At 57.6% G+C, this 12,307-nt stretch carries 11 protein-coding genes and 1 tRNA gene; 4 read left to right on the top strand and 8 right to left on the bottom strand.

Annotated features, from left to right (window positions below):
- Positions 1-162 precede the first annotated feature (162 nt).
- Positions 163-912: a response regulator transcription factor gene (locus NF78_RS10905; RefSeq protein ID WP_035986259.1), complete on the bottom strand. Its 750-nt coding sequence runs from the start codon at positions 910-912 to the stop codon at positions 163-165.
- A gap of 378 nt (positions 913-1,290) precedes the next feature.
- On the opposite strand from NF78_RS10905, the gene NF78_RS10910 reads away from it, so the two are divergent.
- Entirely contained in the window at positions 1,291-1,680 is a 390-nt protein-coding gene (locus tag NF78_RS10910) for a two-component system response regulator (protein ID WP_035986261.1), read from the top strand.
- Between the two features lie 125 nt (positions 1,681-1,805).
- Positions 1,806-2,102 (top strand): hypothetical protein, encoded by a 297-nt coding sequence (locus NF78_RS10915; protein ID WP_035986263.1) that lies wholly within the window; start codon positions 1,806-1,808, stop codon positions 2,100-2,102.
- 4 nt (positions 2,103-2,106) lie between these two features.
- Here the strand turns inward: NF78_RS10915 and nagA are convergent, their stop codons facing one another.
- Positions 2,107-3,354, bottom strand: coding sequence for an N-acetylglucosamine-6-phosphate deacetylase (gene nagA, locus NF78_RS10920; protein ID WP_225885282.1), 1,248 nt, complete (start codon positions 3,352-3,354; stop codon positions 2,107-2,109).
- On the opposite strand from nagA, the gene NF78_RS10925 reads away from it, so the two are divergent.
- Positions 3,353-3,775, top strand: coding sequence for a VOC family protein (locus tag NF78_RS10925; protein WP_035986265.1), 423 nt, complete (start codon positions 3,353-3,355; stop codon positions 3,773-3,775). The two genes, nagA and NF78_RS10925, sit on opposite strands and share 2 nt — an antisense overlap.
- Before the next feature lie 24 nt (positions 3,776-3,799).
- Here the strand turns inward: NF78_RS10925 and NF78_RS10930 are convergent, their stop codons facing one another.
- The 3 genes from NF78_RS10930 to NF78_RS10940 all read right to left on the bottom strand — a co-directional run bounded on the left by NF78_RS10930 (position 3,800) and on the right by NF78_RS10940 (position 7,320).
- Positions 3,800-4,231 carry a DUF4278 domain-containing protein gene (locus NF78_RS10930; protein WP_156119729.1) on the bottom strand — a complete coding sequence of 144 codons (432 nt, stop codon included), beginning with the start codon at positions 4,229-4,231 and terminating at the stop codon, positions 3,800-3,802.
- Between the two features lie 286 nt (positions 4,232-4,517).
- A tRNA-Glu gene (locus tag NF78_RS10935) sits at positions 4,518-4,590 on the bottom strand.
- Positions 4,591-4,881: 291 nt separating this feature from the next.
- Positions 4,882-7,320, bottom strand: coding sequence for a 5'-nucleotidase C-terminal domain-containing protein (locus NF78_RS10940; RefSeq protein ID WP_035986270.1), 2,439 nt, complete (start codon positions 7,318-7,320; stop codon positions 4,882-4,884).
- A 676-nt stretch (positions 7,321-7,996) separates the two neighbouring features.
- On the opposite strand from NF78_RS10940, the gene galE reads away from it, so the two are divergent.
- Positions 7,997-8,995 (top strand): UDP-glucose 4-epimerase GalE, encoded by a 999-nt coding sequence (gene galE / locus NF78_RS10945; RefSeq protein ID WP_035986272.1) that lies wholly within the window; start codon positions 7,997-7,999, stop codon positions 8,993-8,995.
- A gap of 138 nt (positions 8,996-9,133) precedes the next feature.
- Here galE and NF78_RS10950 read toward each other — a convergent pair whose 3' ends face one another.
- From NF78_RS10950 to atpH, 3 genes are all read right to left on the bottom strand, one after another.
- Positions 9,134-10,084: a F0F1 ATP synthase subunit gamma gene (locus tag NF78_RS10950; protein WP_035986274.1), complete on the bottom strand. Its 951-nt coding sequence runs from the start codon at positions 10,082-10,084 to the stop codon at positions 9,134-9,136.
- Positions 10,085-10,153: 69 nt separating this feature from the next.
- Positions 10,154-11,671 carry a F0F1 ATP synthase subunit alpha gene (atpA, locus tag NF78_RS10955; RefSeq protein ID WP_035986276.1) on the bottom strand — a complete coding sequence of 506 codons (1,518 nt, stop codon included), beginning with the start codon at positions 11,669-11,671 and terminating at the stop codon, positions 10,154-10,156.
- A gap of 77 nt (positions 11,672-11,748) precedes the next feature.
- Positions 11,749-12,306 carry an ATP synthase F1 subunit delta gene (gene atpH, locus NF78_RS10960; RefSeq protein WP_035986279.1) on the bottom strand — a complete coding sequence of 186 codons (558 nt, stop codon included), beginning with the start codon at positions 12,304-12,306 and terminating at the stop codon, positions 11,749-11,751.
- Position 12,307 lies beyond the last annotated feature (1 nt).

Consider the following 12,307-nt stretch of genomic DNA (forward strand, 5'->3'; position numbering starts at 1 on the left):
GTTCATTTCACCAAAATTCACCACGACTCCCTCTCCCACTAGGGCGGATGGTCAATTCCCGCTAAAATCCGTGTGCTCAGGGCCCACCACGCCTGAACCCCAAAAAAAACAGGGGCCGTAACCACTGCCTTTGGGCCATTAGAGGCTAATTGATGACAGCCCCTAGCTCAGCGAGGAGGAGGCCAGACTGGGGCTCACCCGGGGACTATGGCCGTTAGATTCAGCGGAGGCGCGCTCGACATTGAAGCGGTAGCCAACATTGCGGACGGTTTGAATGATGTTCGGCTGCCTGGGATCGACCTCGATCTTTTTGCGCAGAGAAAGAATGTGAGTGTCCACCGTCCTGGGGTTATCGATCGCATCGGGCCAGGCCCGGCGCAGGAGATCGGTGCGGCTGAGAGGGGCGCCAGCAGCCTGGGTAAGAACGTACAGCAGGCTAAATTCCTGGGGGGTCAAATCAATGTAGTCGCCGCGAAAGTTGACGCGCCGCTGCACCAGGTCAATGTTCAAGTCGCCGTAGGTCAGAGAGGCCGGGGCGCTCATCAACCGCACACGTCGGGTCAGCGCTTCAACGCGGGCCAAAAACTCCTGCATGCCAAAGGGCTTGGTGAGATAGTCGTCGGCCCCTGCTCGCAGCCCGGTGACGATGTCGGTTTCGGTGTTGCAGGCGGAGAGAATCATGATCAGCGGTTGTCCCTGACTGTGCAGCCATTTACACAGCTCTACGCCATCGCCGTCGGGCAGCTGAGAATCTAAAATCACCAGGTCAGGCTGGCGGCTCTGAAACACATCACGGGTGCGAACTAAATCTGACGACTGAAAAACCCTATAGCCCGCCTGCTGAAGATGCCAGCCTAGGAGCGATCGCAAATGGGGATTGCCCTCAATAATCTGTACAGATACAGAGCCCACTGGGTTTCGTCATAAACGGCAATTTTTATTCGCTAAACATAGCAAAGCCCTTCAGGGAATTTTGTAGCTAGGGTTACCCAACCCTGAGGTCCAGTCTCAGGCTCCAGCCCCACCGCTATCGGTACAAAATGTTACCAAGGGTAGATGAATCGCTGATTTTAGAGCATTAATTCGTATAACTTAAACATAGTTTGAGATTCGAAAGAATACGGCTTTGGAAAGCCTTTAGAGAGGCTAAAAAAAACAAAAGAACCGATATCGCCTAGATTCAAAAAAAATCTGAAAAACCCTGGCCTGTGGGCAAAAGAGCAGTTGCGTAAGTAAAAATTTGATTTTGAAGCTTAGGTATTATAAAAGTCAACTGCGTCGTTTCTAATCATGAATGTGACCCGAGGCTATATTCTTGTGCTCGATCCAGAGTGTCAACAGGTTGAGGACGCTCATCCCCTGGAGGCCAACCTGCAGTATCCGGTGTTTGTGGCCAAGTCTACCGAGCAGGCGGTCACTCGAGTTAGCCAAGCGCCCCCCTGTCTGGTAATTTTGGTGGGCAATAACTTTCAGACTTGGTCGCAGCCGCTGGTGCATCAGCTGCGCCAACACAGCCATGCTCCCGATATGACCATTGTGGCGCTCACCGATTCTACCAGTCCCCAGTGGAATTACAGCGAGGATACCCCCGGGGTCGATGGGCTGCTGGTGCAGCCTCTCAGTATGGACATTCTGCGCTCCCTGGTGGAGTCGGCTTTTGCCCGCAGCATTTGCCACTGACCTGGCTAGGGAATAACCCGTTTTGGACGATGAATTGTAGCGCTGGCAACCTAGCTTATCTAGCCCAGCATCAGCATTTCCCAGGTCAGCTGGGTATGCTGAAACTAGGTTAACAGAGAGCCTTCATGCTGCCTAAGGTTTTGCCCGAAAGTCGAATTCAGGTGTTTAAATTCTGGTTCAATGGCGCGCTACAGGACGGCACTCACTACTCTAACGAGCTGTACTACCGAGCGTTGACCGTTGAAGCCGAAAAACGCACCCGCCTGTATCACCTGGCCTGCAAATTTTCGGAACAGCAGGCGGGGGCGCTGGTCTCCCTTGCCGATGACCAGTGCAGCCTGTGGATTAGCCTACGCAGCCAAATGATGGCCGCTCAACTCATGCAGCAAAGGGTTGCCGGTCTCCCCCGCCCTCGGCTTTAGCCCATCAGTTGGCTATAGGGTGGACAAAATCAGCGCTCGCCCAGGCTAAAGATCCCTGGGCAATGCAGGCTTTGACCACAAAATTGACCGGGTCAAACAGGGTGAGATTCGCTGTGTAGCCCGGCTGGAGCAGCCCGAGGCAATCGTCTACTCCGATCGCCCTGGCTGGGTAAAGGGTAGCCATCCGCAGGGCTTCCTCTAGGGGAATGCCCACCTCGCGCACACAGTTGCCCACGGCTTCAATCAGCGTTAGCGCCGCGCCCCCCAGGGTGCCATCCGCCGAGATGCACTTGCCGTCGCGGTAAAACACCTGCTGACCGCCGATCACAAAGGAGTCGATCGCAGCCCCAACCGGGGGAGTCGCATCACTGACCAACACCAGGCGGTCCTGCTTGAGGGTTTTGGCCAGGCCGACGGACCCGTAGTGGACGTGGTGCCCGTCTACAATGACGCCCGCATAGATATCGGGTTGGCTAAAGACAGCCCCCACCAACCCTGGGCTGCGTCCCTGCCACGGCGACATGGCATTAAACAGGTGGGTCACCATGCCGACGCCGGCCTTAAACCCGGCCAGAGCCTGCTCAAAACTGGCGTCGGTGTGCCCAGCGGCGACCAAAATGCCGGCCTGGGCCAACCGCCGAATACAATCCTCAGGCACCATCTCCGGGGCCAGGGTAACCAGCTTTACCACCGCTGGCCCCGCCTCGACCAGGTGACTGACCATGGCAGAATCCGCTGGGCGAACGTAGGCTTTGTTGTGAATACCGCTGCGCTTGGGGTTGAGATAGGGGCCTTCCAAATGCAGGCCCAGCACCCGCTGGGGAAAGCGATGGCGGTACTGGGTTACCAGGGCGATCGCCTCCTGCATGGCCCGATCTGAGGTGGTAATCAAGGTCGGCAAAAAGCTGGTAGTGCCGCTGCGCAGATTGGTTCGGTGCAGGGTATCTAAGGTGTTGGCCGTAATGGCATCGTTGAACATCACGCCACCACAGCCATTGAGCTGTAGATCGATAAACCCAGGCGCTACGGCCCAGCCCTGGCCATCTAGCTGGGGCACATCGGAGGCCAGGTGAGCCGTGGGTACTGCTCCCACCAGGGTAGCCCCTTCAATAATGAGGGCGTGATCCCTCAAAATTTGATGCCCGGTGTAGAGGGTACAGTGGGTGAGGGCGTAGCGGTCACAGGGTTCCTCACTGGCCCGGCTCAACGTCTCGGCAGTCAACTCCGTCGTCACCCTAGAGGGCATAGTCATGCTTCGTCCATTTCATGTCGCGTTTCCAGTGTACGACCTGTCTAGCACCCGTCACTTCTACGAAATCGTGCTGGGCTGCTCCGTAGGGCGTACCTCCGATCGCTGGATTGACTTCAATCTGTTTGGGCACCAGATCACTGCTCACTTGGTCGATCAGAACCGACCGGAGGTGCCCACCAATGCCGTCGATGGTCACGGCGTGCCGGTCAGCCACTGGGGGGTCATTCTCACCCCAGCGGAGTGGCAGGTTCTGGCCGATCGCCTGCGCCAGCTCCAGGTTAAATTCCTGATTGCACCCTATCAGCGCTTTGTCGGTCAGGTGGGCGAGCAGGCGACGCTGTTCATCACCGATCCCAGCGGCAATGCCCTCGAGTTTAAGGCCTTTGCCCAGGACGAAAGCATTTTTGCCCAGGCTGAGTAGATGACATGCCCTAGGCGGGGTCGTCTACCGGTGCCACGGTTGCCCCCGATAGATGCCAGCCGTGGACGAGTCTGTGGACGAGGGTTCAGAGGTCGGTTGAGACACACGGTACCGAATGCCTCGGTAAATCAACTCATACTCCTGGGGAGCAGTTTCGGCAGCGGTTTCTGGGGTATCGGTTTCGGCCACATTTTCAGAATCGCCACCGCTGCCCTCGGGGGAGGCCACCGGGGCATAGCCTGCGGGAGGAACCTGAGCCGCGATCGTCTCCGCCATACCGCTATCAGCCCGTTGCTCCATGGCTTGAATGGCCCACATTTGCCGCTGTAGGCCGTAGAGAGCCGCCAGCAACCCCAGCAGCAGTAGCTGCCACGGAGCTTCTACCAGGCCCACAATGACCAAAGCCAGGGCAGAAACGACTCCTACGGTAAGCGCTAATAAGGTAATGAAAGCCATATTTTTTCACTGTTCACCAGGGGCCTAGACGTCCCTAGTATGCTGCTGCCAGCCCCGTTGGCACTGACCAGCCAACTTGAAGCGATGGCGATAGACCGTTGCACTGCCCCAGTTAACAACCGCAGCCGAGAAAAATATTTTGAGCGAAATGGCCATCGCTATACCTCTTACCTTAGCGGAAGTGCCTGGGCTTGTCATCCGCCAGTCCCTTGCCCCTGGGGTGTAGTTTGAACCATAGTGCTTTAAAGAGCAAAACCCTGCAGCAATTGCTACAGGGTTTTGACTATACCCCCAGGGGAATTCGAATCCCCGTCGCCTCCGTGAAAGGGAGGTGTCCTAGGCCTCTAGACGATGGGGGCCTGTTTTTTAACAATCCTCAGTATAGATAAAGGGGATGCCCTTGTCAAACTGGGACGTGTCTATTTAGACCGTTTGCTTGGGGAGAATGCCGGAGCAAATTAACTCCTCCAAACTTGGTCTCTGACTATTCTAAACGATAGGGGTACTCTGTACCGACGAAGTTGGCAGGATAACCGCGATCGCAAGGTGGATGTCCCTGCCGGGCAAACCTCCAGAGCGGCACTTGCGATCGCGGTAAGGCTGGCCCGGCCAGCGATGGATCTCGGTCATTTCCACCGCTGGCTGGGGCCTCAGGCCAGGACCTGTACCGTCACAACCATATCGTTGAAGTCGTTGTCGCCGCCGCCAAACTGATCCTCAAAGCCAATCGCCCCATCGGCAAAGCGGATATGCTCAACGCCATCGGCATTGGCCGCTCCAAAGGCGAAGTACACCCGATTGGCGTTAAAGCGATCGAGATTACCGTTGGCAATCAGGAAGGGAGCGTAGAGGCTGCCGCCCGCCACAGTGGACTCAAACACCGACTCTGTGAGGTTGAGGGTAGTCAACGCCACATCCGTCGCCCGAGCGCCGAGGGCCGCAACCGTGTAGCCCGACTCCCCAGGCCGCACGTTGGCTAGGCCGTCGCCCGTGAGGTCGATGCCGCCATCGGTGTCGGTGACCCGGTAGAAACCCACAAAGTTGTCGAAGGCCGCCTCGCGGTTGACCGTAAAGGCAGTCCTCACATCCCCAGCGAACTCGCGCAGATCGAGAAATAGGCCCGAGAGCCCGGTTCCAGGTCCGCCGGGCAGACCGGTGAGATCGTCGATCACCGTGTCGCTGCGGAAGGCCAGGTTTTGAATTCGGGTATCCAGTTCTCTGGGAGTATCTTCGATGGCAAAGGGGGTTTCAGCACTGCCAAAGTTGGCCAGCAAAAATTCTGCCAGGGCATCCTGCTCTGAGAAGTCGGGGGCAAAGGTAGCATTACCAGTGCGAGGGGCATCCACGGGTTGAACCAGGTCAACCCGGTTAGCTGCTTCCCCAGTGGGGAAGGGGTAGCCGTCGCCACCGCCAGCCAGGAAGTTCAGGGTAACCATGCGGAAGGTGCGGCTGGGATCGCCGACAATTTCGCCGTTTTGCACCACCACATCGATGTCGTTGCCCTCGCTATCTTCGATCGCTAACGACTGCACCCGGCGACCGGCGGGGGCTGTCGCGTCAAAGCTAAAGGCAAAGCCCCCAATCTGGGGAAACGCGCCGGGGGTAGCGCTGTCGTCGAGACGAATGCCCGAGATACCGTGCTCAACTAGGGCCAACAATTCCTCAGCAGTAACGGTTACCAGGGAGAGGCCATTGTTGAATCTCAGCGCGTTCTGAATATCGGTCTGGGAAATGCCGCCCTCGGGTTTCAAGCCAGGAATCTCTTCGGTGGGGAGAAACTCTACTTCGCCTACGCTGCCAGTGGGAGCCAGCACGCGGCCAATGTTGTCGCGAATGCCACCGCCATTTTTGAGGGAGATGACCACGGTGGGGTCAACCTCTTGGGCGATGGCCAGGTTGGCATCGGCGGTCAGGTTGCCCAAGTTGGTCTCCTGGCGGCGCACCGCATCGCGGCGACCGTCTAAAAACACCTCGCTAAAGCCAAACACATTGCTCTCACCAGCAATGACGACCTCTTGCAGGGCCGCTAAAATCTCCAAAATCTCGGGATCGGCCAGCCCCTCGCCGCCCACGGCAGCCACGCCCTCGTCGTCGGTGGCAAAGGCACCGCTGATGGTGGGGTCGTAACTTTCGGGAATGATCAAACCGTTTTCGTCAAAGTCAATCACCAGGCGGCCCACATACCTGTAGTTGCCGTCGGTATTGACCACGGCCACCGGGTTGCCGTCGCGGTCGGTTTGAATAATCGGGTAAGGCCCCTGCACCGTATCGCCCGCCCGGGGGCGATCGTTCTCGTCAAACAGGCGGGTGTTGGAACCACCGGCCACGATGATATCCACGTTGGAGAGCCGCTCTGCCAGTTCCAGCTCAATGGCCAGCTGCTGCATGTGGGCCAGCAAGATCACCTTGTTGACGTCGGGGTTAGCGGCCAGCAGGGCGTCCACATCCGCCTGAATTTCAGCCGCCAGAGCGTCGAGCTGCGCAGGGGTGGGGTTGGCGTCAAACGGCCGGGGCAGTACTGTGACATCGCCGGGGCTAGAGATTTGCACGTTGACGTTTCTGATCGTAGGAGTCGTCGCTCCCACCACGCCGATTTTCTCACCGTTGACTTCGATCACCGTCGAGGCGGCAATGCTATTGGGTAGAGGGGCCTGGGCATCGGGCACCACTAGCGGGGCCAGAAAGCGGTCGGTGCTGAAGTCGAGGTTGCTGCTCAGGAAAGGAAAGGCGGTACCGGGAAAGCCATCAGCAGAATTGCCACGAATGAGATTTCCGACCAGTTCGGTACCGAGATCAAACTCGTGGTTGCCAAAAGCGATCGCCTGAAATCCCAGTTGATTTTGAATGAGAATGTCAGCGCGCCCTACTCCGCCAAAGGCAGTCTCACTGGCGTTTAAAAATACCCCAGGAATGTAGGCATCACCAGAGGAGAGGATCAGCGTATTGGCAAAGCCTTCTACGCCATCGCCATCGATATCTTCGGCTAGGAGTGCATTTAAAACCGCCGAAAACCTCGGAATATCTGCAAACGCGGGAATACCTGCCTCTTGGTCGGCAGCGTGGAAGAGTTGGAGGGTGAAGTCAGCCATAAATAATACTGGGGGGCACGTCTTGTAGCCATTGCTACGGGGCTATCTTCGACCATTGCGCCATCTGAAGCTTCATGGGAGAGCTAAGCCAGCGGTAAGTTTTAGTTAAAACCCACTTAAGATGTGTCATCAATTCTGGCCAACCACCCTTCACCACCAGCGTTGACACGCTCCATCTCAAGTATCTGCTAAGGGCTGTAACTGTTGATTCTTGGGTCCAGCAGCAGTTATAGCCATCGCCAGAACCGTTAGGACATGACCAATGCCCCTGAAGCGATGGCTATACGCCATTGCGCCGCCCCAGTTTTTGCCTTTGGAAGAGGCCAATGTCCTAAGCGCAATGGCCATCGCTATAACTATTGCTAGACTCCAGCTAGTCAGGCCTGCCCCTGTCATCCTGAATTCGCCCTGGCTAGCTCTAGTGGGGGTGAACCAACATCGTTGGCCCCTGCGCAAGCCGCCTGTTTTGAATCGGAGTTATGCGATTCGGGTCTGGTATCCGAGCCTGAGAGGGGAGTTCTGTACGATAACCTTGTCTAGACATAAAAAGTTCGTAACCCTGCCCTTGGGGCGCAGGACAAGGCCAGGGCTAAAGCTAAAATGGCATCACTTAGCCAACACGTAACTCAGCCTGTGGCTTAACGCGTTGGTCCTAAACACCCTAGAGATATCTTCTATGACAACTGATACAAAATTAATCCTGGTGACAGGAGGAGCCGGTTATATCGGCAGCCATGCCGTGATGGCGCTTCAGCAGGCAGGTTATCGAGTGGTGATTTTAGACAACCTGGTCTACGGCCATCGCGATCTGGTAGAGAACGTTCTAAAGACCGAGCTGATTGAAGGCAGTACGCTCGATCGGGGGCTCCTAAAGGAAGTTTTCAATCGCTACGACGTTAGCGCCGTCATGCATTTCTCGGCCTACGCCTACGTGGGTGAATCGGTTAGCGATCCGAGCAAATACTACGAAAACAATGTCGTCGGGACGCTATCGCTACTGGATGAAATGGTCGCAGCCGGAGTCAAAAACATCGTTTTCTCCTCGACCTGCGCCACCTATGGCGTGCCCGAGGAAATGCCGATTACCGAAACCCATCCCCAAAACCCGATCAACCCCTACGGGGCCACCAAACTCATGGTGGAGCGCATCTTGACGGACTACGATAAAGCCTACGATCTCAGGTCGGTGCGGTTCCGCTATTTCAACGCGGCGGGGGCTCATCCCGGCGGCCAACTGGGCGAAGACCACAACCCCGAAACTCACCTGATTCCGCTGGTGCTGCAAACGGCGTTGGGCAAGCGAGAATCCATCAGCGTCTTCGGTACCGACTACCCTACTTCAGATGGCACCTGCGTGCGCGACTACATTCACGTCTGCGACCTGGCCGATGCCCACATTTTGGGCCTGGAATACCTGCTCAAGGGCGGCGAGAGCAACGTCTTTAACCTGGGCAACGGCAGCGGTTTCTCGGTGCGACAGGTGATCAAGGCGGCAGAGCGAGTGACCGGCAAGAGCATCCCGGTGGTGGAAGTCGAGCGCCGCCCTGGCGACCCACCAGCGCTGGTGGGCGGCAGCGATCGCGCCCGCAGCGTCCTGGGCTGGAACCCCCAGTACGCCGACATTGACACCATTCTGGCCCACGCCTGGGCCTGGCACCAGACGCGCCACGGATAATACCCACCAATAGAAAAAGCCCGACACAGCTGTGTCGGGCTTTTGAATCGTGTCTGTAGGTTAGTTGCTAGCTGTGGCCAGAGGGCCTGAGCAACAGCCAACGGGGCAACAGGCCAAAACCTAAACCCCAACCTTGGCTTAGCCCAGGGAGTTGGCCCCAGCCACCACTTCCAGAATCTCCTGGGTAATAGCGGCCTGACGGGCTTTGTTGTAGGTCAAGTTGAGGGACTTGGCCAGTTCCTTAGCGTTATCGCTGGCGTTGTTCATGGCGGTCATCCGAGCCGCCAGTTCGCTGGCCGCTGACTCCTGCAGGGCGCGCAGGATCTGGTTGTTCAGGTACAGCGGCAGCAGCGCATCCAGAATTTGCACCGGATTTTGCTCGAAGATCATGTCCTGGGGGAAGTCGGTCGGGGCTGGGCCCGCCACTTTCTCCCGCTCCACCTGGAAGTTGCCGCCGCGAGTGGTGAGACGGAAAATTTCGTCATCGGAGACCTCAAGCCCCTGGGGGTCGAGGGGCAGCAGGGTTTGAATCACCGGGCGAGAGCTGACCAGGGACACAAACCGGGTGTAGATCAGCTCAACGCGATCGACTTCGTCGGACAAAAACAGCGACAGCAGTTCGTCGGCGATGGTCGAGGCTTCATCGGCGGTGGGAATTTGCTCCATGCCGATGAAGCTGGCCTCAATGGGCTGATCACGGCGCTTAAAGTACTGATTAGCCTTGCGGCCAATAATCACAAACTTGTAGTTCAAGCCCTCAGCGGCCAGCTCCTGGGCGCGGATTTCGGCTCGACGAATAACGTTGGTATTGTAGCCACCGCAGAGGCCGCGATCGCCCGAAATCACCAGCAGGGCAACGGTTTGCACGTCACGCTGCTTGAGCAATGGCAAATCGGCATCCTCGAACCGGAGGCGGCTTTGCAGGCCGTATAGCACCTGGGCCAGGCGATCGGCAAAGGGCCGAGTGGCAATCACCTGTTCCTGGGCGCGACGCACCTTAGCCGCAGCCACCAGGCGCATTGCCTCGGTGATCTTGCGGGTGTTTTTAACGGATTTAATGCGGTCTCGAATCGCTTTTAGGTTAGGCATAGTGGGTCCCTAGGGGGTCGTCGAGGGCCAGGGCACCGCATCGAGCGGTACCCCAGCCGAAACAGGAGACTAGACTGCCGCCATGAAGGCTTGCTTGGTTTCAGCGATCGCCTCTTTGAGGATAGCTTCGCTCTCATCGCCGAGCTTCTTCTCGCTGCGGATCAGCTCGGCAAACTTGGGCTTGCTGTTGCGGAGGTAGTCGCGCAGGGACTTGGCAAAAGCCGTTACCTGATCGACGGGCACCTCATCCATAAAGCCGTTAATGCCGGCGTAGATGATCGCCACCTGCTCTTCCACCGGCAGGGGAGAGTACTGGGGCTGCTTCAGCAGCTCGCGCAGGCGCTGCCCCCGGGCCAGCTGCTTCTGGGTGGCGGCATCCAGGTCAGAGGCAAACTGCGAAAAGGCCTGCAGCTCGTCAAACTGAGCCAGCTCCAGCTTCACCTTACCGGCCACCTGCTTCATCGCCTTGATCTGGGCTGCAGAGCCCACCCGCGACACCGAAATACCAGCGTTGATGGCAGGGCGCAGACCCGAGTTGAACAGGTCAGAGGAGAGGAAGATCTGCCCGTCGGTGATCGAAATTACGTTGGTCGGAATGTAGGCCGACACGTCACCCGCCTGGGTTTCGATCACGGGCAGGGCGGTCATGCTGCCCTCGCCCAGTTCGGGGCTGAGCTTAGCCGCCCGTTCCAGCAGGCGAGAGTGCAGATAGAACACGTCTCCGGGGTAGGCCTCACGACCGGGCGGACGACGCAGCAGCAGGGACATCTGGCGATAGGCTTGGGCCTGCTTGGTGAGGTCATCATAGATAATTAGCGTGGCCTTGCCCTTATACATAAAGTACTCGGCCAGGCTAGCACCGGTGTAGGGAGCTAGATACTGAAGCGGAGCCGGGTCGTTGGCATTAGCTGCCACCACAATGGTGTAGTCGAGGGCACCGCGCTCGCGCAGCACATCCACCACCTGAGCCACCGACGCGGCTTTCTGACCGATCGCCACATAGACGCACACCACATCCTCAGATTTCTGGTTGAGGATGGTATCGATCGCGATCGCGGTCTTGCCAGTCTGGCGGTCGCCAATAATCAGCTCCCGCTGACCCCGACCGATGGGAATCATCGCGTCGATGGCGGTAATGCCGGTTTGCAGAGGCTCGTACACCGACTTACGGGCAATAATCCCAGGGGCGGGAGACTCGATCAGGCGAGTTTCGGTGGTCTGTGCATCCCCTTTGCCGTCGATGGGGCGGGCCAGGGCGTCCACCACGCGGCCCAGCATGGCCTCACCTACGGGCACCGACGCAATTTTGCCGGTGGCGGTGACGGCGCTGCCCTCTTTAATATTGATGCCGTCGCCCATCAGCACCGCACCGACATTGTCCTCCTCCAGGTTGAGGGCAATGCCGACCGTGCCGTCTTCAAACTCCAGCAGTTCGCCAGACATGGCGGTTTCAAGGCCGTAGATGCGGGCAATCCCGTCACCCACCTGCAGCACCGTACCCACATTGGAGACCTTGACCTCCTGGTTGTACTGCTCGATTTGCTGCTTAATAATGCTGCTGATTTCGTCAGGTCTGATACTAACCATAGGACTTGCTCTGGATAAACCTACATAAACACGAGACGTCAGAGAAACTGCCCAACAGCGGGGCAAACTTGGGCCAACTAGGCGGTTGCCGTCAGCTGCATGCCAATGCGACGAAGCTGCCCTCGCAGGCTGGCATCGATCACCTGAGAACCCACTTTGATCACCAGACCCCCAATCAGGGATGGGTCGATCTCGATCGACAGCTCGACGCTGTTGGCCCCGGTCATGGTCTTGACGCGATCGCGAATCGCGTTCTGCTGATCCTCAGACAGCTCTACAGCTGACGTCACATCCGCCAGCACGGTCTGATTGCGCTCCCGCAGCAGGGATTGATACTGCTGCAGCACAGGCTGAAGAAAAGCAATTCGACCGCGATCCACCAGCAGCATGAGAAAGTTCATGACGAAGCCGCTGACCTTGCCGTCAGCGATCTGACGCATTACTGCTTTCTTAGCCTCAGCAGGCATCAGCGGATTGGCCAAAAACGCCACTAGATCTTCAGAGCTGGCCAGCACATCCAGCAGTTCAGCCACTTCACCGCCTACCTGATCGACAGCGCCGTTGTCGTCAGCTACCGACATCAGTGCCTTAGCGTAGGGACCGGCAATTTCAGAACTCAGTGTTGTGTCGTTCATG

The organism is Leptolyngbya sp. KIOST-1 (genome assembly GCF_000763385.1).
In the GTDB taxonomy this organism is placed as follows: Bacteria; Cyanobacteriota; Cyanobacteriia; order Phormidesmidales; family Phormidesmidaceae; genus Nodosilinea.